We start from the raw sequence: 22804 nt of genomic DNA, 5'->3' as shown, positions 1-22804 counted from the left end.
ATGGAGATCACCTGTGGCCGCGGAGCGGCCGGTAGTCGTGGGCGCGGGGCGCCCGGTCACCTGGCCGGCTTCCGGGCCGTGCGGCCCTGCGCCTCGATGGCCTCGCGGTAGAGCTCGGCGGTGCCCCGGGCGGCGCGGGCCCAGGTGAAGCGTTCCAGGACCCGCTCGCGGCCGGCCGCGCCGAGCTTCGCGCGCAGGGCCGGGTCCTCCAGGAGGCGGGCGAGCCCGGCGGCCAGTGCCCCCGCGTCGCCCGGCGGCACCGCGAGGCAGGTCTCGCCGTCGGCGCCGGCGACCTCGGGGATGGCCCCGCCGGTCGTGGCGAGCAGCGGGGTGCCGGTCGCCATGGCCTCGGCGGCGGGCAGCGAGAAGCCCTCGTACAGCGAGGGCACACAGCTGATCTGCGCGGAGCGTACGAGGTCGACGAGTTCGGCGTCGGTGATGCCCTTGACGAACTCGACGGCGTCGCCGAGCCCGTACTTCTCGATGGCGTGGGCGACCGGCCCGTCCTCGGCGCGCTTGCCGACCACGACCAGATGGGCCGACGGGTGCTCGGTGCGCAGCTTGGCGAGGGCCTCGACGAGGAAGACCAGGCCCTTGAGCGGCACGTCCGCGCTGGAGGTGGTCACGATCCGGCCGGGCACCTCGGCGACGGCCGGGTCCGGGGACCACAGCGCGGTGTCGGCGCCGATGTGCACGACCTGGATGCGGTCCTCGCGCACTCCGAGGTGGTCGACGATCTCGCCCTTGGAGGTGCCCGAGACGGTGAGCACGGACGGCAGCCGGCGGGCGACCCGCTTCTGCATCCGCGTGAAGCCGTACCAGCGGCGCACCGAGGCGCGGCGCTTCCAGTCCGGCGCCGCGTCCAGTTCGAGCCGGCGGTCGACGGTGATGGGGTGGTGGATCGTGGTCACCAGGGGCGCGCCGACATCACCGAGCAGCCCGTAGCCGAGCGTCTGGTTGTCGTGGACGACGTCGAACTCGCCACGGCGGGCCGCCAGATGACGGCGGGCGCGCAGCGAGAAGGTGAGCGGTTCGGGGAAGCCGCCGGTGCGCATGGCGGCGACCTCAAGGCGGTCGATCCAGTCCCGGTACTCGTCCCTGGCGGGCGTGCGGAAGGGATCGGGCGAGCGGTACAGGTCGAGGCTGGCCAGCTCGGTGAGCGGGACGCCCTCGTCGAGCACGGGGTAGGGCTGGGCGCCGATGACCTCCACGGAGTGCCCGAGCCGGGCGAGTTCGCGCGAGAGGTGGCGGACGTAGACGCCCTGGCCGCCGCAGAACGGGTTCCCCTTGTAGGTGAGCAGCGCGATCCGCAGCGGGCGATCGCCCGCACGGTCGGCGCCCCCGGCGCGGGGGCTTGCCTCGATGGCCTCAGCGGTCACACGCGGCCCCCTTCATCACTGCGTTTCGCCGGAGCGTAACCGCTCGCGCTAATCTAGAACAAGTTCCAGACTTGATCCTTCTTGAGCGTACTTCGATCACTCAAGGAGCATCGAATCTACCGGCAGGTAGCGCGACTGTAAGAGCCGGATCAGGTGATTCGCGCCACGACGGGGCCCCTGCCATGCTGGGCCGCCGAACACCGCGGCAGAGAACCGGACAAACGGAACGGGACACATGACAGCGGAAGCCAAGGCGGCCACCCCGGCCACCCCTCCCCTGACGGAACGCCAGGAGGCCCGGCGCCGCCGCATCCTGCACGCGAGCGCCCAGCTGGCCAGCCGCGGCGGCTTCGACGCGGTGCAGATGCGCGAGGTGGCCGAGGCCGCGGGGGTCGCGCTCGGCACGCTGTACCGGTACTTCCCTTCCAAGATCCATCTCCTGGTCGCCACGATGCAGGACCAGCTCCAGCACCTGCACGGCACCCTGCGCAAGCACCCGCCGTCCGGCGCCGGCTCGGCCGAGCGGGTGGCCGAGACCCTCATGCGGGCCTTCCGCGCGCTCCAGCGCGAGCCGCATCTGGCCGACGCGATGGTGCGCGCCCTCACCTTCGCGGACCGCTCGGTGAGCCCCGAGGTCGACACGGTCTCGCGGCAGACGACGGCGATCATCCTGGACGCGATGGGGCTTGAGCACCCCACCCCCGAGCAGCTCTCGGCGGTCCGGGTCATCGAGCACACCTGGCACTCGGCGCTGATCACCTGGCTCTCGGGCCGGGCGTCCATCGCCCAGGTCAAGATCGACATCGAAACGGTCTGCAAGCTCATCGACCTCACGGCGCCGACAAAGTCCCAGCGCCCTTAGCCCTGCGGCCCTGCTCACGGGCCAACCCACCGGCCCCGCGACCCCCTGCCGGCCGGCCCAGCTCCGCCAGGGGCGCGGGGAACTGCGCGGCCGGCCACGCACGGTCCGCAGCCGAAAAGTCGGTGCCGGGCACCCGCGCAGTCCCTCACCCGCCGGGACGCGCGTCATCAGGTCACCGTGCGCCACGCATCGATCAACCTGTGTTCGCAGGGGTCGACAGACGCGATTCATACGGGAGTTGGAGGCCGCGCGTTGGCACTAGTCCTCGGGCGGGAACACGGGCTCCCGGGAGTCGAGCAGCGTGATCAGGATGGCCTCCACCGGGCAGCCCTCGGCGGCGGCCAGGATCTGTTCGTTGGCGTCGGTGTCGGGGGTGCGCGGGTGGGACTGACGTGCGGAGTCGAGCTCGAATCCGGCCGGGGCGTGGCCCACGCACATGCCGGACCCGATGCACACGCTCCGGTCGACCTCGACGTGCCAGCGGTCGCCCATCACTCGCCCCCGTGTCCGGCCGGCAGATGGATCATCTTGTGCTCCAGGTACTCGCCGAAGCCCTCGGGCCCGAACTCCCGCCCCAGACCGGAGGACTTGTAGCCGCCGAACGGGCCCAGCATGTCGAGGCTGAAGGTGTTGACGTTGAAGGTGCCGGTGCGCACCGAGCGTGCGAAGTCGATGCCGTGCTCGACGTCCCCGGTCCACACGCTGCCGCTGAGCCCGTAATCGGAGTCGTTGGCGATCCTGAGCGCCTCCGCCTCGTCCCCGTACGGCAGCAGACAGATGACCGGCCCGAAGATCTCCTCGCGGGCGACGCGCATCGCGTTGTCGACCCCGCCGAAGAGGGTCGGCTCGACGTACCAGCCCCGGTCGAGACCGGCCGGACGCCCGCCCCCGGTGAGGATCTTGGCGCCTTCCTCCTGACCGATCCGGATGTAGTCGAGCGAGCGCTGCTGCTGCCGCTTGGCGACCAGTGGGCCGACCTGGGTGGCCGCATCCAGCGGGTTCCCCACCACGAGCGCGCCCGCGGCGGCCGCGAACGCCTCGGCGATCTCCTCGTAGCGGCTGCGCGGAGCCAGGATGCGGGTCTGGGCCACACAGGCCTGCCCGTTGTTCATCCAGGCGGCCGGGACGACGCCCGCGACGGTCGCTTCGAGGTCGGCGTCCGGCAGGATCACCGCGGCCGATTTGCCGCCGAGTTCCAGGGTGACGCGGGTGAGGTTGCGCGCGGCGACCTCCATCACGCGCTTGCCGGCCGCGACGGAACCGGTGAAGGACACCTTGTCGACGCCGGGGTGCCCGACGAGGTACTCGCTGACCTCGCGGTCCGCCGGCAGGATGGACAGCACCCCTTCCGGCAGGCCCGCCTCGGCCGCGATCTCGCCGAGGATGTAGGAGTCGAGAGGCGATTCGGGGGACGGCTTGAGGATCACCGAGCAGCCGGTGAGCAGCGCGGGCCCCAGCTTGGCCGCCGCCACGAACTGCGGGACGTTCCACGGCACCACGGCCGCGACCACGCCGACCGGCTCGCGCCGCACGAGGAGCGGGCCGAGCGCGCCCGACCGCCGCTCCTCGTAAGGGAATTGGCGGGCCACGGTGATCGCCGAGTCCCAGACCATCATCGCGCCGAGCGCCTGGGCGAGCACGCTCCAGGAGTACGGGGAGCCGTTCTGCGAGCTGATGGACCGGGCGATCTCCTCGTGCCGCACGAGGATCGCGTCCTTGATCCGGGACACCACCTCGATGCGCTCCTCGGGCGTGGTCCGCGCCCAGGGTCCCGTGTCGAAGGCCCGGCGCGCGGCGGCCACGGCCCGGTCCACGTCCGCCCGGGAGGCGTGCGGCACGCGGCCGATGACCTGCTCGGTATGGGGTGAGATCACCTCGATGACGTCGGAGCCGAGCGGGTCGGTCAACTCCCCGCCGATGAAAAGCTGTCCGTGTTCCACGAGCTCGGTCATGCCTGGTGCCTCCTGCGGCGCGGGCTTCGCTGTGGCCTGACGTTGTTTCAGAACTGATACCAGTTCTAGTTGGAGTAGTCCACGGCCGGGACGGGGCGATGAATGCGCACACGGGTCGACTTGATCGCCGGGGAGTTGACCGAGCCGGGCGACCACTGTAACCAGTTCTAGTTATAGTGACCGGGGCGTGCCACTCGACCGGGTGTGCGCCGGCCGGCCGCACAGGGACCCGGAGTTACGGATCCGGAGAGACGAGGACTCCATGCCGCAGGAGCCAGCACGGGAGCGGGCACGGGAGCGGGCACAGGAGCCGACGTGGGAACCGGCGCGGGAACCGGCCCCGCCCGAGGCGGCCCCGCCCGAGGCGACCGCTCCCGTGCCGACCGCTCCCGAGGCGGCCGCTCCTCAGGTGACCGACCACGGGGGCGGGGTCCACTCCATCAAGGTGCCCATCCCGGACAACCCGCTCGGCCACACCCTGGTCCACCTCGTCGACACCGACCGGGGCCCGGTGCTAGTCGACACCGGCTGGGACGACCCGGACTCCTGGGACACCCTGGCCGCCGGCCTGCGGGCCCTCGGTACGGACGTGTCCGCCGTGCACGGGGTCGTCATCACCCACCACCACCCCGACCACCACGGCCTCTCCGGCCAGGTCCGGGACGCCTCCGGCGCGTGGATCGCCATGCACGCGGCGGACGCCGCCGTGGTGCGCCGCACCCGGGAGGCCCAACCGGGCGTCTGGCTGGACTACTTGTGCGCCAAGCTCACGGCGGTCGGCGCCCCGGAGGAGCATCTCGCCCCGCTGCGGGCGGCCCGTACGTCCGGGCGCACGCGGACCCTGCCGGGGCTGCGGGCCGCGCTGCCGGACCGCGAGATCGTGCCGGGCGACCTGCTGCCGCTGGCCGGGCGCCGGCTCCGCGCGATCTGGACGCCGGGGCACACGCCGGGCCATGTCTGCCTCCACCTGGAGGAGGAGCACCCCTCGGGACTGCCCGGCAACGGGCGCCTGTTCAGCGGCGACCACCTGCTGCCCGGGATCACCCCGCACATCGGCCTGTACGAGGACCCCGACGACGCGGTCGAGACCGACCCCCTCGGCGACTACCTCGACTCCCTCGAACGCGTCGGCCGGCTCTCGGTCGCCGAGGTCCTGCCCGCGCACCAGCACGCGTTCACCACGGCGGGGGCGCGGGTCCGCGAACTCCTGTCCCACCACGAGGACCGCCTGACGGGTCTGCTGTCCCTCCTCGCCGTCCCCCTCACACCGTGGGAGCTGGCGGAACGGATGGAGTGGAACCGGCCCTGGTCGGAGATTCCGTACGGTTCGCGCACGATCGCGGTGTCGGAGGCGGAGGCGCATGTGCGGCGCCTGGAGAAACTCGGGAGGGTCGAGCGGGTGCCGGGCGGCGGGGTGGTCCGCTTCCGCTCGACCGAGCCCGGCTGAACCCGGCCGAGCCCGGCTGGGGCGCTCTGGGGCTCTGCCACAGGCCCCGGGTCTCGGCCCCTCCCCGCCCCTTCCCTAAACCCTCCGGGGGTTGAAGGACCCTGGGGGCTCCGCCCCCAGACCCCCGTTCGCGCCTGAACGGCGCTCGTCCTCAATCGCCGGACGGGCTGAAGATGCCTTGGTGCGGGCCCGCACCAAGGCATTTAGGGGCGCGGGGAACTGCGCGACCAGCCACGCACGGCCCGCAGATGAACCAAGGGGGCCCCGGGGCGCAGCCCCCGGAAGCGCACCCACCCCCGTTCCACCCCCGGAGGGTTGAGGGAAGGGGCGGGGTGGGGGCGATCCCGGGGTCTGGGGCGGAGCCCCCAGGGGCCTTCACCCGCCGGGGTAGGGTGGGCGGGTCGTCATGCCCGTACGGGGGGAAGCCGGTGCGAATCCGGCGCTGACCCGCAGCCGTGAGGCCACCCCGGTGGCAAGCCGGAATGCCCCGTCCCGCATGACCGGCTCACCCGTCACCCGCACACCGCAGGTGACCCGCACCGTCGAGGTATACGGGGCCCGAGCCGGGTGCCAGCGCGCGCCCGTGCCCGCGCCCCCCGCAGGAGAGGCACCGCCCGCCATGACCGTACGCCGCTGCGCCGCAGCGCTCGCCGCCGCCACCGCCGTCCTGGGCGGCGCCGCCCCGGCCGCATTCGCCGACGGCACGCCGTCCCCCGCGGCGGTCCCGCCGGGCCTGTACGGAACCAAGGACCCGCAGTACGACGGCGTCTTCCGGCAGTCCCTCGCCTTCCTCGCCCAGGAGAAGGCGGGCGTCAAGCCCGCCGGCCAGGCCGTCACTTGGCTCACCGGCCAGCAGTGCGAGAGCGGCGCCTTCACCGCGTTCCGCGCGGACGCCACCAAGCCGTGCGACCCCAAGGCGATGCTGGACACCAACGCCACCTCGGCCGCCGTCCAGGCGCTGGTCGCGCTCGGCGGCCACGACGACGCCGTGAAGAAGGGCATCGGCTGGCTGAAGTCCGTACAGAACGACGACGGCGGCTGGGCCTACAACCCCGGCTCGAAGAGCGACGCCAACTCCACCGCGATCGTCATCGGCGCACTCGCCGCCGCGGGCGAGAAGCCCGCCGAGGTGAAGTCGGCCAAGGGCGGCAAGTCCCCGTTCGACGGTCTGCTCACCTTCGCGCTGCCCTGCGACGGCCCTTCCCCCAGCTCTGAAGGGGCTGGGGGAGACCCCAACGGCGGCGCCTTCGCCTACCAGGGCGACCTGAAGACCGGGAAGCTGTACGCCAACGCGGACGCGACCGCCGCCGCGGTGACCGGCTCGCTCGGCAAGGGCCTGACCGCCACCGCCGGGCCCGCCGACGCCAAGGGCACCGCCTGCGAGAAGGCCACCACGCCCGAGCAGGCCGCGCACAACGGCGCCGCCTACCTCGCCAGGACGCTGGCCCCGACCGGGTTCCTGAAGTCCGCGATGCCGGGCGCCGAGAGTCAGCCCGACTTCGGCAACACCGCGGACGCGGTCGTCGCCCTCGCGGCCGACGGACTGTCCCAGCAGGCGAAGGCGTCCGCCGACTGGCTCGCCAAGAACGCCACCGCCTGGGCCAAGGAGAGCGGCCCCGCCGCCTACGCCCAGCTCATCTTCGCCGCGGACGCGACCGGTGCCGACCCGACGAACTTCGGCGGAGTGAACCTGGTCAAGTCCCTGAACGCGACGGGCCCGGCCCCGGAGTCGGCGGCCTCGCCGGCCCCCTCGTCCGAGAAGTCGGACCAGAAGTCGGACGACAAGAACGACGGCATCTCCGTCTGGTGGATCGTCGGCGTCGGCCTGGTCGCCGGTATCGGCGTCGGCTTCCTGATCAGCGGCCGCAAGAAGAACCAGCAGCTGTGATGCGGACGCGACTCGCCCCGTTCGCCGCGCTGCTCCTCGCCGTGGTGGTCCTCGCCACCGGCGCGGGTCCCGCGCAGGCGGCGGGCTACCGGTACTGGTCGTTCTGGGACCTGACGGGCGTCGCCTGGACGTACGCCACCCAGGGCCCGGCCTCCGCGCACCCCGGCGACGGCTCGGTGGAGGGCTTCCGCTTCGCGGTGAGCGCGGACTCCAAGGACGCGACCCAGCCGCGTACGGCACCGTCCTTCGAGGCGGTGTGCGGTACGACGCCGACCAAGGAGGACACCAAGCGGGTCGCGCTCGTCATCGACTTCGGTACGCCCCAGGACGCGGCCCCGGGTGAAACCCCGCCCGCCCCGCGCACCGCCTGCGCCCAGGTCGCCCCGGACGCCACCACCGCCGACGCCCTGGCCGCGGTGGCGAAGCCGCTGCGCTACAACAGCGCGGCCCTGCTGTGCGCGATCGGTGGCTACCCGCGCACCGGGTGCGGCGAGCAGGTGGAGGGCCCGGCGGCGAGCGCGCAGCCCGCCACGAAGGACAGCCCGGGCTCGGGCCCGTCGGTGGGACTCCTGGCCGGAGCGGCCGCGGTCCTCGCCCTGGGCGGGGCGGCGATCTGGCAGGCCCGCCGTCGTCGCCGCGGAGACTGACCCGGCGATGCCTCTCCAGAACGAGGACGCCGGACGCGGACCGGAGGCGGGCACGCGGGGTGCGGGTGGGGAACACGACCCGGCCGGCGGCCGGGCGTTCCCCCGGCGGCCCGCGTCCGCACGACGTTCCCCCCGCCGGCGGCGGACGCCGGCCGCGCCCCTCGCGAGCCGGAGCAACGCCGTGCACCCCGGCGCCTGGTGGCTCTGGGCGCTCGGGCTCGCCACGGCCGCGTCCCGCACCAACAACCCCCTCCTGCTCGGCCTCCTCGTCGGGGTCGCCGGATATGTCGTGGCCGCCCGCAAGACCGACGCCCCCTGGGCCCGGTCCTACACGGCGTTCATCAAGATCGGCCTGTTCGTCGTCGGCATCCGACTCGTCTTCAACCTGGTGCTCGGCTCCCCGATCCCCGGCAGCCACACCCTGTTCACGCTGCCCCAACTCCCGCTCCCCGACTGGGCGAAGGGCATCCGCGTCGGCGGCCGGGTCACCGCGGAGGGCATGCTCTTCGCGCTGTACGACGGCGCCCGCCTGGCCACCCTGCTGATCTGCGTGGGCGCCGCGAACGCGCTCGCCAACCCCGCCCGCCTCCTCAAGTCCTTGCCGGGCGCGCTGTACGAGGCGGGCGTCGCCGTGGTCGTCGCGATGACCTTCGCGCCGAACATGGTCGCCGACGTCGTACGGCTGCGGACCGCGCGCCGGCTGCGCGGCCGCCCCACCGGCGGCATCAGGGCGATCGCCCAGATCGGCCTTCCGGTGCTCGAAGGCGCCCTGGAGCGCTCGGTCGCGGTGGCCGCCTCGATGGACGCCCGCGGCTACGGCCGCACCGCCCAAGTACCCGCCTCCGTACGCCACTTGACCACCGTCCTGACCCTCGGCGGGCTGCTCGGCGTCTGCGCGGGGACGTACGGACTGCTCGCCTCCGAGGGCGCCGGGTACGGCATCCCCGTCCTCGCGGCGGGGCTGGCCGCCTCCCTCGCCGGGCTCCGGCTCGGCGGCCGCCGCCAGCTCCGCACCCGCTACCGGCCCGACCGCTGGGGCGCCCGGTCCTGGCTGGTGGCGGGTTCCGGCGCGGCGGTCGCGGCGCTGATGCTGTGGGCGGGCGGGTACGCGCCCGACGCCCTGACCCTCGGGGTCGTCCCCCTGAGCGCACCGGCCCTGCCCCTGTGGCCCGCGCTCTCCCTGCTCGTCGGCCTGCTCCCGGCATTCGCCGCACCCGTACCGGCCCCACCACCCGCGGCAGCCACCGGAGCGGCCGCGCCACCGAAGGAGTCCGCGTGATCCGGTTCGAGAACGTCTCGGTCACCTACGACTCCGCGCCCGGGCCGACCGTACGGGGCGTCGAACTGACCGTGCCCGAAGGCGAGTTGGTCCTGGTCGTCGGCCCGTCCGGGGTCGGCAAGTCGACGCTCCTCGGCACGGTCTCCGGGCTCGTCCCGCACTTCACCGGAGGCACCCTGCGCGGCCGGGTCACGGTGGACGGCCGCGACACCCGCACCCACAAACCGCGCGAACTCGCCGACCTGGTCGGCACGGTGGGCCAGGATCCGCTCGCGCACTTCGTCACCGACACCGTCGAGGACGAACTCGCCTACGGCATGGAGTCGTTGGGGCTCGCCCCCGCCGTGATGCGCCGTCGTGTCGAGGAGACCCTGGACCTGCTGGGCCTCGCCGAGCTGCGCGACCGCCCCATCGCCACCCTCTCCGGCGGCCAGCAGCAGCGGGTCGCGATCGGCTCGGTCCTCACCCCGCACCCGAAGGTGCTGGTCCTGGACGAACCGACGTCGGCGCTCGATCCGGCCGCCGCGGAGGACGTCCTCTCCGTCCTCCAGCGCCTCGTGCACGACCTCGGCACCACGGTCCTGCTGGCCGAGCACCGCCTGGAGCGGGTGATCCAGTACGCGGACCGGGTGATCCTGCTCCCCTCCCCCGGCGAGCCCCCGCTCCTCGGCACCCCCGCCGACATCATGCGCGTCTCCCCGGTCCGGCCGCCGGTGGTGGCCCTGGGCCGCCTCGCGAAGTGGACCCCGCTCCCGCTCTCCGTACGGGACGCCCGCCGTATGGCGGGCCCGCTGCGCGACCGGCTCTCGACGCGTACGCCCTGTGCCCCCACCGCCGAAGGCACCGAGCCGCCGCGTGTGCCTGCCCCTCGGCCCGCGGCGGCGAGGCGCACCCTCGCCGCCCTCTTCCGCCGCCCGCCGGGCCGCCCCGGCACCCCCGCCGCGACGGCCACGGTCACCGCCCTCGGTGTGCGACGCGGCCGGGTGGAGGCCCTGCGCCGCGTGGACCTGACCGTCACCCCGGGCGAGACCATCGCCCTGATGGGCCGCAACGGCGCCGGCAAGTCCACCCTCCTGGCCACCCTCGTCGGCATGATCGAGCCCACCTCGGGCTCGGTGGCGGTGGCCGGCCGCACCCCCCACCGCACCCCGCCGCGCGAACTGATCCGCGAGGTCGGCCTCGTACCCCAGGAACCGCGCGATCTCCTGTACGCCGACACCGTCGCCGCGGAGTGCGCCGCCGCGGACCAGGACGCCGGGGCGGCCCCGGGAACCTGCCGCGAGCTGGTGTCCACGCTGCTTCCCGGCGTACCGGACGACACGCACCCCCGCGACCTGTCCGAGGGCCAGCGCCTCGCCCTCGCGCTGGCGATCGTCCTGACCGGCCGTCCTCCTCTGCTCCTGCTGGACGAGCCGACCCGCGGCCTGGACTACGCGGCGAAGGCCCGCCTGGTCACCGTGCTGCGCGCGCTCGCCGCCGCGGGGCACGCGATCGTGCTCGCGACCCATGACGTGGAGCTGGCCGCCGAGGTCGCCCACCGGGTGGTGATCCTGGCGGGCGGCGAGGTCGTCGCGGACGGCCCGACCGCCGAGGTGGTCGTCTCCTCACCGGCCTTCGCCCCCCAGGTCGCCAAGGTCCTGGCCCCTCAGCACTGGCTCACCGTCGCGCAGGTACGCGAGGCCCTCTCATGAGCCCCGTTCGCCCCATGGGCCAGGGCGGTACGAAGGCGGCCCGAGCCGTCCGCCTGGGCCCCCGCGCGGTAGTGGCCCTCTGCCTCATCACCCTCATCGGCATCGCGGCCTTCGGCTGGCCGCTGCTCGCCGACGCCGACTCCGGTCTCGCCCACGCCCGGGACGCCCCCTGGCTCTTCGCCGCGCTGCTCCCGCTCCTGGTGGGTGTGGTGGTCGCCACGATCGCCGACGACGGCATGGACGCCAAGGCCGTCGCGATGCTCGGCGTGCTGGCCGCGGTCGGGGCCGCGCTGCGCCCGCTGGGCGCGGGCACGGCCGGCCTGGAGCCGATGTTCTTCCTGATGGTGCTGAGCGGCCGGGTCCTCGGCCCGGGCTTCGGCTTCGTCCTCGGTTCGGTGACGATGTTCGCCTCCGCGCTGCTGACCGGCGGGGTCGGCCCGTGGATGCCGTTCCAGATGCTCGCGATGGGCTGGTTCACGATGGGCGCCGGCCTGCTGCCGGGCCCGCACCGCCTGCGCGGCCGGGCCGAACTGGTCCTGCTCGCGCTGTACGGCGCGCTCGCCTCGTTCGCGTACGGGACGGTCATGAACCTCCAGGGCTGGACCTTCATCGGCGGAATGTCCTCGGGCGTCTCCTTCCACCCCGGCGCCCCGCTGTCCGAGAACCTGGTCCGCTTCTTCACGTACTGCGCGGCCACCTCGCTCGGCTGGGACCTGGGCCGCGCGGCGCTCACGGTGGTGCTGACCCTGACGCTCGGCGCGACCGTCCTCAAGGCGTTGCGCCGCGCGACGAGGCGTGCCGCCTTCGAGGCCCAGGTCACATTCGAGGCCTGAAAAGGGTCCTTCCGGGGTGAGGCGCCCCACAGGACCTTCGTCCTCTACGAGCCGGAATAGGGGCCCGGAACCATGATCCAGCGGCCCTCCCGCGGCCGGGCTGACCTGGACTTATGCATCCCTTACACCCCCGGGGACGTTCCACCCCCCATGCGACTCCCACTAGTAAATGGGGTGATTGCGGACCCCCTGGCGACCCGGTTACAACTGTTCGAGTCGCCGGAACCGCACGGTCCACCCACGGGCCACACACATCGGGTTCCCTCGCCAAGGAGGTCCTTGAACCTCCGGCGGAGCGCGACCCCCATGTCCCCGAAGTTAGGTTTCGCGTTGTCTTTCGCCGCTCGCATCTCCGCTCGCAAGAAGTCCATCGCCGCCGCAGGCGCCACGCTCCTTGCCGCCTCCGGCATCGCCATGGCCGCCGTCCCGGCTCAGGCCGCACCGACGAGCGCCCAGGCGATCGCGCAGCAGATGATGCCGTCCGACCAGTTCCAGTGCTTCAGCAAGATCGTGACCCACGAGTCCGGCTGGAACCCGTCCGCCACCAACTCCTCCTCCGGCGCCTACGGCCTGGTCCAGGCCCTGCCCGGTTCCAAGATGGCCTCCGCCGGTGCCGACTGGAAGTCCAACCCGGCCACCCAGATCAAGTGGGGCCTGAACTACATGAACGACCGCTACGGCAGCCCGTGCGGCGCCTGGAACTTCTGGCAGCAGAACAGCTGGTACTGAGCCGTACCGGCAACCGAGTCGAAGAGCCGCACGATCTGCGGCACCGACTCCTCGAAGGCCCCGTCGTGGCCGACCGCTCCCCGGTCGGTCACCGGGGCCTTCGTCCCGTGTGCGGCCGGCATCGGGCGCTTCAGCCCGCCATGGGGGTCCCCCCTGGCCCTTCAGGCCTCCGGGGGGCCGAACCAAAGCCCCGAGCCCCGCCTGCTCGTCCGCGGACCGTGGTCGCTTCTCGCGCAGTTCCCCGCGCCCCTAAATGCCTCGGCGCTGGCCAGCATCGGCACCTTCAGCCCGCCAAGGGGGTCCCCCTTGGCCCTTCAGGCCTCCGGGGGGCCGAACCAAAGCCCCGAGCCCCGCCTGTTCGTCCGCGGACCGTGGTCGCTTCTCGCGCAGTTCCCCGCGCCCCTAAATACCTCGGCGCTGGCCAGCATCGGCACCTTCAGCCCGTCCGGCATTTGAGGACGAGCGCCCTTTAGGCGCGAACGGGGGTGCAGGGGGCGGAGCCCCCGCAGGGGTCTGGGGCGCAGCCCCAGGGGCCGAGCCCTTCGACTCCCTGTACGGGCGGGAGGGCGGGCGAGGTGCCCGGGGTCTGGGGCGGAGCCCCAGGGGGACCCGGGACCGATCAACCCCGGGCAAGGGGCGGGCGGGCAACCCCCCTACAGGCGCTGCAAAATCGTGGCCGTAGCCAACGCCCCACCCGCACACATCGTGACCAGCGCGAACTCCTTGTCCCGCCGCTCCAGCTCGTGCAACGCCGTCGCGATGAGACGAGCCCCGGTCGCCCCGACCGGATGCCCGAGCGCGATCGCACCCCCGTTGACGTTCACCTTCTCCAGGTCCTGCTCGAAGACCTGCGCCCAGCTCAACACCACCGAAGCGAACGCCTCGTTGATCTCGACGAGGTCGATGTCCCGCAGGGACATGCCCGCCTTGCCGAGCACCGCCCGCGTCGCGTCGATCGGCCCGTCGAGATGGAAGTGCGGGTCGGATCCGACCAGCGCCTGCGCCACGATCCGCGCCCGGGGCTTGAGCTTCAGCGCGCGGGCCATCCGCTTGGAGGCCCACATAATGGCGGCCGAACCGTCCGAAATCTGCGAGGAGTTGCCCGCCGTGTGCACCGCCGTCGGCATGACCGGCTTGAGGCGCCCGAGCGCCTCCATGGACGTGTCGCGCAGCCCCTCATCACGGTCGACCAACCGCCACATGCCCTGCCCGGCGGCCTGCTCCTCCTCCGTCGTGGGCACCTGCACGGCGAACGTCTCCCGTTTGAAGCGCTCCTCGCTCCAGGCCGTGGCCGCCCGCTCCTGCGACAGGAGGCCGAGGGAGTCGACGCGCTCCCGGGTCAGCCCCCGTTTGCGGGCGATCCGCTCGGCCGCCTCGAACTGGTTGGGCAGGTCCACGTTCCACTCGTCGGGCCACGGCTTGCCCGGGCCGTGCTTGGAGCCGGAGCCGAGCGGCACCCGTGACATCGCCTCGACACCGCAGCTGATGCCGACGTCGATGACCCCCGCCGCGATCATGTTCGCGACCATGTGGCTGGCCTGCTGGGAGGATCCGCACTGGCAGTCGACGGTGGTCGCGGCGGTCTCGTACGGCAGCCCGACCGCGAGCCAGGCCGTGCGCGCCGGGTTCATGGACTGCTCGCCGGCATGGGTGACCGTACCGCCGACGACCTGCTCGACGCAGTCGGCGTGGATGCCGGTGCGGCCGAGGAGTTCGCGGTAGGTCTCGCCGAGCAGATAGGCGGGGTGCAGATTGGCGAGCGCGCCCGAGCGCTTGCCGATGGGCGTGCGTACGGCTTCGACGATGACGGGTTCCGCGGCCATGAGCTCGTCCTCTCCTGACACAGCCGCTGGGTGTCCCGGCACCGCACGGCCACGAACTGATACGCGTTCTAGTTCTGAGTGCAGTCTTATGAGAGCTACCCCGGGTACGCAAGGGTTGTGCACGCCCCGCATGGGGAGTTCAGTGGCAACAGATGCTGCCGCGAGCCTTGCTTGTTGTAGAACCCGTTACTACCTTTCGGACAACTTCTGATGGACCGTCAGACATGGAGTGACCGATGCGTTGCCCCCACCTGCCCGACGGGTTCGACTTCACCGACCCGGACCTGCTCCAATCCCGCGTACCGCACCCGGAGTTCGCCGAGCTGCGCGGGACCGCCCCGGTGTGGTGGTGCGCCCAGCCGACCGGCATCTCCGGCTTCCAGGACGACGGCTACTGGGCGGTGACGCGGCACGCCGACGTCAAGTACGTGTCCACGCACCCGGAGTTGTTCTCCTCCACCACCAACACCGCGGTGATCCGCTTCAACGAGTCGATCAGCCGCGAGCAGATCGACGTACAGAAGCTGATCATGCTGAACATGGACCCGCCCGAGCACACCCGGGTCCGCCAGATCGTCCAGCGCGGCTTCACCCCGCGTGCGATCCGCTCCCTGGAGGGCGCCCTGCGCGACCGCGCCCGCTCCATCGTGGACGCGGCGCTCGCGGAGGCCGACAGGAACAACGGCACCTTCGACTTCGTCACCCACATCGCCGTCGAACTCCCCCTCCAGGCCATCGCCGAGCTGATCGGCGTCCCCCAGGAGGACCGGACCAAGATCTTCGACTGGTCCAACAAGATGGCGGCGTACGACGATCCGGAGTACGCGATCACCGAGGAGATCGGCGCCGAGGCCGCGATGGAGCTGGTCTCCTACGCGATGAACCTCGCGGCGGCCCGCAAGGAGTGCCCGGCCAAGGACATCGTCTCGCAGCTGGTGGCGGCCGAGGGCGAGGGCAATCTGCTCTCCGACGAGTTCGGCTTCTTCGTCATCCTGCTCGCGGTGGCCGGGAACGAGACGACCCGCAACGCGATCAGCCACGGCATGCACGCCTTCCTGACCAACCCCGAGCAGTGGGAGCTCTACAAGCGCGAGCGCCCCGCGACCGCCGCCGAGGAGATCGTGCGCTGGGCGACCCCCGTCGTCGCCTTCCAGCGCACGGCGACCCAGGACACCGAACTGGGCGGCCAGAAGATCAAGGCGGGCGACCGCGTCGGCATCTTCTACTCCTCGGCCAACAACGACCCCGAGGTCTTCGAGGAGCCGCACCGCTTCGACATCACCCGCGACCCCAACCCCCATCTCGGCTTCGGTGGCGGCGGCCCGCACTTCTGCCTCGGGAAGTCCCTGGCCGTGCTCGAAATCAACCTGATCTTCAACGCGATCGCCGACGTCCTGCCCGACCTGCGCCTCGCGGGCGACCCCCGCCGGCTGCGGTCGGCCTGGCTGAACGGCATCAAGGGCCTCCAGGTGACACACGGCTGACCCGCCCGGCCCGGAACCGGGAGGCAGGGGCCATCCCCCCTACGCCCCGCCCCTGTCTCCTCCCCGGCGGAACTCCAGGGCGAGGCTGTGGGGCGACAACTGCGCGACAACTACGCTCGCCGCATGAGTGATCAGGACCGGAACGCGACCCTGCGCTGGGTCGAGAAGAACGTGGGCGCGCCCGTGGAGGGGACGGTCGCGCTGCACGGCGGCTGGACCTCCCAGATGCGGCGCCTGTCCGTGGGCGGCGAGCGGCCGCGCTCCGTGGTGCTCCGCTCCTTCGTCAAGGAGTTCTACCTCAGGCACGCCCCCGGACTGCTCCGGCGCGAGGCCGACGTGCTGACACTCCTTGCCCGCACCGACGTGCCCGCCGCCGAGCTCATCGCCGTCGATCCCGAGGGCGCGCACTGCGAGCACCCCTCGCTGCTCATGTCGCTGCTGCCGGGCGAGGTGCGCATCGACCCGTCCGGCGCCGACCGGCGCACACCGCTGCTCGCCCGGCAGCTCCTCGACATCCACCGCGTCGAGGTGAACGAGGCGGACCGGCCGCGCACCTACGAGCCCTGGACCTCCCCCGACGGCGTACGGATCCCCGAAGGCACCCGCCGGCCCGCGCTCTGGCGGCGTGCCGTCGACGTCATCCGGAACGATCCGCCCGCCCACCGGCCGGTCTTCCTGCACCGCGACTTCCATCCAGGCAACGTCCTGTTCACCGGCGACGCGGCCGAGCCGCGCGTCAGCGGCGTCGTCGACTGGGTCGAGACGTCCTGGGGTCCGGCCGACCTCGACGTGGCCCACTGCTCGACCAACCTCGCCCTGCTCTACGGCGTCCCGGCGGGCCTCGCCTTCCCCGGGCAGTACACCGCCGCCGGCGGGCGGCTCTCCGCCGACCCGCACGACCTCGCCCACTGGCTGCTCCTGGACGCGCTGGCCTTCGCCCCCGACGCCGAGAAGGTCGCCGTCCCCTGGCGCACGCTCGGCCGCACCGACCTCGCGCCGGGCCTCGTCGGGGAGCGCCTGGAGGACTACCTCCAGGCCGTGCTCGACCTCACCCTCTGATCCGCCCCGCCCGCTCGCCCGACGCCCCGCTCGCCCGCCCGGGGCCAATAGCCCTTGATGCACCACCCCTCCTACTGAAACAGTTGCCAGAGCCCCCACTCGGCGACCGAATCGGCAGGAACATGGACGTAAAGCAACCGGATCAGCACCCCGGACAGGGTTCGGCGGAGCTGGCCGTCACCGAGCGGACCCGGCATCGGCGCCTGCGCGAGCAGGGCAGTACGCGGACCGCCGATCTGGACGCGATCCTGCGCGGCGGCTTCGTGTGCCACCTCGGGGTCCTCGTCGACGGCACCCCGATGGTGGTGCCGACCGTGTACGGCGTGGACTTCGGCACACGCACCCTGTACGTGCACGGGTCGGTCGCCAGCCGCAGCATCGTGCGGGCGCCCGAGGCCGAGGTCTGTGTGACCGTGACGCACATCGACGGGCTCGTGCTCGCCCGCTCGGTGTTCGAGCACGGGGTCAACTACCGCAGCGCGATGGTCTACGGCGTACCCCGGCTCATCACCGACGGGGACGAGCTGCTGCACGGGCTGCGGGTGCTGACCGAGCACTGCGCACCCGGCCAGTGGGACTACGCCCGCAGCCCCAACTCCAAGGAACTGGCGGCCACTTCCCTGCTCGCCCTGCCCCTCGACGAGGCGTCCGTGAAGACGGCTTCCGGGCCGCCCGAGGACGGGGACGGGCCCGACGGGAAGCTCGGCCTGTGGGCGGGGGTGGTGCCGCTGCACACCTCTTTCGGGGCGCCCGAGGCGGATCCGGCACTGCCCGCCGGCATCTCGACGCCGGTCCACATCCAGGCGCTGGGCGGCGGCAGGCCCGACAGCTGAACGCGTCCGCAGCGATCCGGCCCGGCGCGGGGCGTACGGCGGAACCATCCGCCCCGCGACGCCGCCGTAGCTCCCGGCAGTCGACCACGGACTCGGGGTCTCGGCCTCTGATACCCCCTTCCTGGGTCTCCGCCCCCGACCCCGTTCGCGCCTTGAGCGCGCTCGTCCTCGCACTCCCCCATGACGGGCTGGAAATGCCCGTACCGGCCCGCACCGGTACGGACGGGGGGCGCGGGGAACTGCGCGAACGGCCCCCACGGCCCGGGGTCGAGAGCGGGGTCGGAGGGTGGTCCTCACAGTTCCTTGGCGAACCAGCGTTCGCTGTACGGGCCCTGGCGGTACGGCGCCACCTCGCGAAAGCCGTGCTTCGCGTAGAGGCCGCGCGCCTCGACCAGATCGTGGCGCGTATCCAGCGCGACCCGCCGCGCGCCCAGACGCCGAGCCGCGTCCTCCAGGGCCATGAGGAGCGCCCCGCCGCCGCCGGTTCCGCGCGCGAAGGGGCGGACGTAGACGCGGGTGAGCTCGGCCGTCGCCGGGGCCGTACCGTCGATCACGGGAGCCTCGGCGCACAGCAGCACGCCCCCGCACGCGGCGGGCCGCCCCCCGTACCGGCCGACCACGAAGTCCCCTGTGGGAAACCGGAGTTGGGAGGAGCCGTCGTCGGTGAGGCCCTGCTCGATCTCCGCGTCGGTGGCGGGTCTGCCGTACCACCGGCTCGCGACCTCGTCGTAGTAGTCGCGCCGCAGCAGGCTCGCGTCGGGGGTGTCGGGCCGCTCGGTGGCCATGATCCAACTCATGGCCACTGCCTATCCCGGGCAGCACCGACCCTGCCACCCAATTAACGGGCGGCTCACGACGCATGGTCGCGTCCCGCGGCGTGGTCGCGCGGGGCGGCCGGGCCCGTCGGCCGTTCCGACTCGGAGCCGGACAGCTCCGAGGACAGCTCCTCGATCAGTTTCACCAGGTCCCGGGGGCGTTCGGGCCCCCACCAGTCGCCGAGCAGCTCGGCCAGTGACTCCTCGCGGGCCGCGAACAGGCGCACCGCGATCTCGCGGCCCTCATCGGTCAGCACCAGCGGCAGCCCGTCGCGCCGGGCGAGCCCGCGCCCCTCCACCTGGCGGGCCGCCTCGGTGATGACGTGCAGCGGCACGGGGGCGCGCTCGGCGAGCACCGCGGGGTCGGCGGAGCCGTACTTCCTGATGCGCAGCAGCAGCCAGCTCGCCGCCGGGAGCAGGTCCAGGTCCGCCTTCTCGGTGATCGTGCGGTAGATCTCCCGGCGTCCCTCGCGCGTGCCGAGCACCGAGAGGGCCCGCGCGCACTCGTCGTGGGAGGACCGTTCGACGGGGTTGGAGGCGAGGGTCTGGCTGGCGTCGGGCGCGGTGACCGCGCCGCGCAGCTTGTCCTCCTTGAGGAACCACGCCGTCACGAAGGCGAGGAGGACGACCGGGGCCGCGTAGAGGAACACGTCGGTGATGGACGAGGAGTAGGCGTGCAGCACCGGCGGCCTTGCGGCGGGCGGGAGTTGGGCGATGGCGTGCGGGTCGGCGGAGATGGTGGAGGGGCCGACGCCGGGCGGCAGCGACTGCCCGGCCAGGGCGTCGGAGAGCTTGCCGGTGAGCCGGTTGGTGAAGATCGTGCCGAAGATGGCCACGCCGAACGAGGCGCCGATGGAGCGGAAGAAGGTGGCTCCCGAGGTCGCCACGCCCAGGTCGGCGTAGTCGACCGCGTTCTGGACGACCAGGACCAGGACCTGCATGACGAGGCCGAGCCCGGCGCCGAAGACGAAGAAGTAGGCGCTCATCTCCCAGGTGGAGCTCGTCTCGTCGAGCCGGTGCAGGAACAGCAGGCCGATCGCCGTGATCGCCGTGCCCAGGATGGGGAAGACCTTCCAGCGCCCGGTGCGGGACACGATCTGGCCGGATGCCGTGGAGGTCAGCAGCAGGCCGAGGACCATCGGCAGCATGTGCACGCCGGACATCGTCGGCGAGATGCCCTGCACGACCTGGAGGAAGGTGGGCAGGTACGTCATCGCGCCGAACATCGCGAAGCCCACGATGAAGCTGATGACCGCGACGAGGGTGAACGTGCGGATGCGGAACAGCTTGAGCGGGAGCACCGGCTCCACGGCCCTGCGCTCCACCGCGACGAACGCCACCAGCAGCACCACGCCGAGCACCGCGAGCCCGATGATCTGCGCCGAGGCCCAGGGCCAGGTGGTGCCGCCGAGGGAGGCGACCAGGACCAGGCAGGTCGCGACGGAGGCGATGAGGAAGGTGCCCAGGTAGTCGATGGTGTGCCGGGTGCCGCGCGCCGGGATGTGCAGGACGGCGGCGATGACGAGCAGCGCGATCACGCCGATGGGCAGGTTGATGTAGAACACCCAGCGCCAGCTGAGCTGTTCGGTGAAGAACCCGCCGAGCAGCGGCCCGAGCACACTGGTGGCGCCGAAGACGGCGCCGAACAGGCCCTGGTACTTGCCGCGTTCGCGGGGCGAGACGAGGTCGCCGACGATCGCCATGGACAGCACCATCAGTCCGCCGCCGCCCAGGCCCTGGAGCGCGCGGAAGCCGATCAGCTGGCCCATGTTCTGCGCGATGCCGCACAGCGCCGAGCCGACGAGGAAGATGACGATCGCGACCTGGAACAGCTTCTTGCGACCGTACTGGTCGCCGAGCTTGCCCCACAGGGGCGTCGCCGCGGTCGAGGCCAGCATGTACGCCGTCACGACCCACGACAGGTGTTCCATGCCGCCCAGGTCGCTGACGATGGTCGGCAGCGCGGTCGAGACGATGGTCTGGTCGAGCGCGGCGATCAGCATGCCGAGCAGCAGCGCGCCGATGGCGACCAGTACGGTCCGCCGTTCCTGCCCCGCACCGGGGGCGACGGTGGCGGGAGCGGTTCCCTGAGCCATGGCCACGTCCCATCCGTGTGTGTGCTCCGACTCGCTCCCACCATCTTGATCGGAATGTACGGAAATGGCCTGCCGGACCGGCCACACGGCCCCCGGCGCCCGCGCCCCGCCCGGCATAATCGCTCGGAGTTTCTTGGGGAGGGGACCCGACGATGACCCGACAGGGCTGTCCCGCATGCGGTGCGGAACGCGGGGTGGACGGCAGACCCGGCTGCGTCTGCGCCGAGCGCGCCGCCGGGACACTGCACGCCGAATGCTCGGCCGAGGCGGCCGCCTCGGAGGACTTCGACCCGCTGCGGATCCGGCCGTACGTGCTGCTGCCGAACGCCTCGGCCGAGCCTGAGGAGGGGGCCCGGGCCGTGCCGGAGGCGCCCGCCGAGCGGACGATGCGGCTGGGGGCGGTGGTTCCCCCGGCGGAGCCCGCGCCCGGTCCGGCGGAGCGTTCCGCGCCCCCGGGCGCCGGGCGGGCTCCCCGCGGGCGCCGGCTGGCCGCGGTGACCGTCGGCGCCGTCGCGGTGGTCGTGGTCGCCACGGCGGCGTTCGCGAGCACGCTGTTCGCCAATGACGCGACCCCGAAGCGGGCAGTGCCGGATGCCGCCGGGACCGTCGCCCCGTACAGCGGCGACGACTCGCCGTCCGCCGAGGCGCCCTCGCCCGCCGCATCCCGTACGAGGAGGCCGAGCCCGAGCCGGCCGGCCTCCGCGCGGCCCTCGGCGCCGCCGTCCGCGTCCGGGCCGGCCTCGCCGACCCCGTCCAAGCCGGCCCCGACGCCCTCCGCCTCCCCGTCCGCGCAGCCCTCGCACTCCCCCGCACCCGAACCGCTCGTACCGCCCGCGAGCGGCCCGCTGCGGCGCGGCGACAAGGGCCCGGGGGTACTCGAACTCCAGCAGCGGCTGGCCCAGTTGGGGCTCTACTCCGGCAGCATCGACGGCGGCTTCGGCTCCCGGACCGAGCGCGCCGTGCGTGCCTTCCAGTCGTACCTGGGCGTCGACGGCGACCCGGCGGGGGTCTACGGACCGGCTACCCGCCAGGCCCTGGAGTCGGTCACCCGGCGACCCTGAGAACGCGGTGCTCGCGCCCGCCGGGGCACCCGTCCGCCAAGCACAAGGGGGCCGGGTGGCACAACCCCCCTCGCGTTTTGTATCGTGGAGGAACAAAGTGATCCCTGCCTGTACTCCCTGACCGGCGGGCGGGGGTCACCTTTGTCTTTCCGAGCCACCCGGCTGTTTCCGAGCCGCCCGTCTGTTTTCCCGTGCCACCCGCTCCCGTGCCCTGGAGTCCGCCGATGTCGGCCAGCACCACGACCACCACCGTCCTGACCGCCCGCGCCCTCCTGCTCGACATGGACGGGACGATCGTGAACTCCGACGCCGTCGTGGAGCGCTGCTGGCGCCGCTGGGCCGAGCGCAACGGCCTCGACCCGGAGGCCGCCCTCAAGGTCGTGCACGGCCGCCAGGGCTACGCCACCATGGCCGTGCTGCTTCCGGAGCGGCCGATGGAACAGAACTACGCGGACAACAAGGTGATGCTCGCCGAGGAGACCGCCGACACCGACGGTGTCGTCCCGGTCGCCGGAGCCCCCGCCTTCATGGCCGCCATCGCCGGCCTTCCGCACGCCCTGGTCACCTCGGCCGACGCGGCACTCGCCCGGGCCCGCATGACGGCCGCCGGACTGCCGATGCCCGAGGTGCGGGTCACCGCCGAGAGCGTCGGCGCGAGCAAGCCGGACCCGGAGGGCTTCCTCAAGGGCGCCGCCGAGCTGGGCTTCGACCCGGCGGACTGCGTGGTCTTCGAGGACTCCGAGGCCGGCATCGCGGCCGGCCGGGCCGCCGGCATGCGGGTCATCGGCGTGGGCCCCCGGGCCGGTGCCCACGAGCCCACCGCGCACGTTCCCGACCTCACGCACCTCACCGTCACCGCCGAGGCGGACGGCACCCTGCGCCTGGAGATCACCGGCTGAGCGGGCGCCCTCCAAGGCACCCGCCCC

At 72.9% G+C, this 22804-nt stretch carries 20 protein-coding genes and 1 riboswitch; of the genes, 13 read left to right on the top strand and 7 right to left on the bottom strand.

Going from position 1 to position 22804, the window contains the following annotated elements:
• Positions 1 to 56: 56 nt before the first annotated feature.
• Positions 57 to 1379 carry a glycosyltransferase family 4 protein gene (locus tag CG740_RS21120; RefSeq protein ID WP_100576765.1) on the bottom strand — a complete coding sequence of 441 codons (1323 nt, stop codon included), beginning with the start codon at positions 1377 to 1379 and terminating at the stop codon, positions 57 to 59.
• 235 nt (positions 1380 to 1614) lie between these two features.
• On the opposite strand from CG740_RS21120, the gene CG740_RS21115 reads away from it, so the two are divergent.
• A complete protein-coding gene (locus CG740_RS21115) occupies positions 1615 to 2241 on the top strand; it encodes a TetR family transcriptional regulator (protein ID WP_100576764.1) in 627 nt (208 codons plus the stop codon).
• 258 nt (positions 2242 to 2499) lie between these two features.
• Here the strand turns inward: CG740_RS21115 and CG740_RS21110 are convergent, their stop codons facing one another.
• Together CG740_RS21110 and CG740_RS21105 are read right to left on the bottom strand one after the other, a co-directional pair.
• Positions 2500 to 2733 (bottom strand): ferredoxin, encoded by a 234-nt coding sequence (locus CG740_RS21110; protein ID WP_100576763.1) that lies wholly within the window; start codon positions 2731 to 2733, stop codon positions 2500 to 2502.
• A complete protein-coding gene (locus CG740_RS21105) occupies positions 2733 to 4193 on the bottom strand; it encodes an aldehyde dehydrogenase (RefSeq protein ID WP_100576762.1) in 1461 nt (486 codons plus the stop codon). Before CG740_RS21105 ends, CG740_RS21110 begins: the two co-directional genes overlap by 1 nt.
• Before the next feature lie 262 nt (positions 4194 to 4455).
• Between CG740_RS21105 and CG740_RS21100 the strand changes: the two genes are divergently transcribed.
• The 7 genes from CG740_RS21100 (at position 4456) to CG740_RS21070 (ending at position 12707) form a co-directional block, all read left to right on the top strand.
• The gene (locus tag CG740_RS21100; RefSeq protein ID WP_100576761.1) at positions 4456 to 5640 is read left to right on the top strand and encodes an MBL fold metallo-hydrolase; all 1185 of its coding nucleotides are present in this window, start codon (positions 4456 to 4458) and stop codon (positions 5638 to 5640) included.
• A 418-nt stretch (positions 5641 to 6058) separates the two neighbouring features.
• A riboswitch (cobalamin riboswitch) is annotated at positions 6059 to 6128 on the top strand.
• A gap of 131 nt (positions 6129 to 6259) precedes the next feature.
• Positions 6260 to 7528 (top strand): prenyltransferase/squalene oxidase repeat-containing protein, encoded by a 1269-nt coding sequence (locus tag CG740_RS21095; RefSeq protein WP_100576760.1) that lies wholly within the window; start codon positions 6260 to 6262, stop codon positions 7526 to 7528.
• The gene (locus CG740_RS21090; protein ID WP_100576759.1) at positions 7528 to 8175 is read left to right on the top strand and encodes an SCO2322 family protein; all 648 of its coding nucleotides are present in this window, start codon (positions 7528 to 7530) and stop codon (positions 8173 to 8175) included. The genes CG740_RS21095 and CG740_RS21090 overlap by 1 nt, the downstream gene beginning before the upstream one ends.
• Positions 8176 to 8182: 7 nt before the next feature.
• Positions 8183 to 9454 (top strand): energy-coupling factor transporter transmembrane component T, encoded by a 1272-nt coding sequence (locus CG740_RS21085; RefSeq protein ID WP_107488370.1) that lies wholly within the window; start codon positions 8183 to 8185, stop codon positions 9452 to 9454.
• A complete protein-coding gene (locus CG740_RS21080; RefSeq protein ID WP_100576757.1) occupies positions 9451 to 11145 on the top strand; it encodes an ABC transporter ATP-binding protein in 1695 nt (564 codons plus the stop codon). The genes CG740_RS21085 and CG740_RS21080 overlap by 4 nt, the downstream gene beginning before the upstream one ends.
• Positions 11142 to 11978, top strand: a complete 837-nt coding sequence (locus CG740_RS21075) for an ECF transporter S component (RefSeq protein ID WP_100576756.1) — start codon at positions 11142 to 11144, stop codon at positions 11976 to 11978. The genes CG740_RS21080 and CG740_RS21075 overlap by 4 nt, the downstream gene beginning before the upstream one ends.
• A gap of 306 nt (positions 11979 to 12284) precedes the next feature.
• Positions 12285 to 12707, top strand: a complete 423-nt coding sequence (locus CG740_RS21070) for a lytic transglycosylase domain-containing protein (protein ID WP_100576755.1) — start codon at positions 12285 to 12287, stop codon at positions 12705 to 12707.
• On the opposite strand, the gene CG740_RS39785 is transcribed toward CG740_RS21070, so the two are convergent.
• Positions 12653 to 12829, bottom strand: coding sequence for a hypothetical protein (locus tag CG740_RS39785; protein WP_159030373.1), 177 nt, complete (start codon positions 12827 to 12829; stop codon positions 12653 to 12655). The two genes, CG740_RS21070 and CG740_RS39785, sit on opposite strands and share 55 nt — an antisense overlap.
• Positions 12830 to 13360: 531 nt before the next feature.
• Positions 13361 to 14530: a steroid 3-ketoacyl-CoA thiolase gene (locus CG740_RS21065; RefSeq protein ID WP_100576754.1), complete on the bottom strand. Its 1170-nt coding sequence runs from the start codon at positions 14528 to 14530 to the stop codon at positions 13361 to 13363.
• Between the two features lie 236 nt (positions 14531 to 14766).
• Between CG740_RS21065 and CG740_RS21060 the strand changes: the two genes are divergently transcribed.
• The 3 genes from CG740_RS21060 to CG740_RS21050 all read left to right on the top strand — a co-directional run bounded on the left by CG740_RS21060 (position 14767) and on the right by CG740_RS21050 (position 17906).
• Positions 14767 to 16014 (top strand): cytochrome P450, encoded by a 1248-nt coding sequence (locus tag CG740_RS21060; protein WP_100576753.1) that lies wholly within the window; start codon positions 14767 to 14769, stop codon positions 16012 to 16014.
• Positions 16015 to 16137: 123 nt separating this feature from the next.
• Positions 16138 to 17073 (top strand): phosphotransferase family protein, encoded by a 936-nt coding sequence (locus CG740_RS21055; protein ID WP_100576904.1) that lies wholly within the window; start codon positions 16138 to 16140, stop codon positions 17071 to 17073.
• Between the two features lie 122 nt (positions 17074 to 17195).
• Positions 17196 to 17906, top strand: coding sequence for a pyridoxamine 5'-phosphate oxidase family protein (locus CG740_RS21050; protein WP_100576752.1), 711 nt, complete (start codon positions 17196 to 17198; stop codon positions 17904 to 17906).
• Between the two features lie 293 nt (positions 17907 to 18199).
• Here the strand turns inward: CG740_RS21050 and CG740_RS21045 are convergent, their stop codons facing one another.
• Entirely contained in the window at positions 18200 to 18703 is a 504-nt protein-coding gene (locus tag CG740_RS21045; protein WP_100576751.1) for a GNAT family N-acetyltransferase, read from the bottom strand.
• Between the two features lie 53 nt (positions 18704 to 18756).
• Entirely contained in the window at positions 18757 to 20817 is a 2061-nt protein-coding gene (locus CG740_RS21040; protein WP_100576750.1) for an MFS transporter, read from the bottom strand.
• 194 nt (positions 20818 to 21011) lie between these two features.
• Between CG740_RS21040 and CG740_RS21035 the strand changes: the two genes are divergently transcribed.
• Positions 21012 to 21878 carry a peptidoglycan-binding domain-containing protein gene (locus tag CG740_RS21035; protein ID WP_234376408.1) on the top strand — a complete coding sequence of 289 codons (867 nt, stop codon included), beginning with the start codon at positions 21012 to 21014 and terminating at the stop codon, positions 21876 to 21878.
• Positions 21879 to 22102: 224 nt separating this feature from the next.
• Positions 22103 to 22777 (top strand): HAD-IA family hydrolase, encoded by a 675-nt coding sequence (locus CG740_RS21030; protein ID WP_100576748.1) that lies wholly within the window; start codon positions 22103 to 22105, stop codon positions 22775 to 22777.
• Positions 22778 to 22804 lie beyond the last annotated feature (27 nt).

It is taken from the genome of Streptomyces sp. CB01201, assembly GCF_002803085.1.
Taxonomy (GTDB): Bacteria; Actinomycetota; Actinomycetes; order Streptomycetales; family Streptomycetaceae; genus Streptomyces; species Streptomyces hundungensis.
The sequence above is the reverse complement of the archived record's forward strand: the minus strand, read 5'-3'. Positions and strand labels throughout refer to the sequence as shown.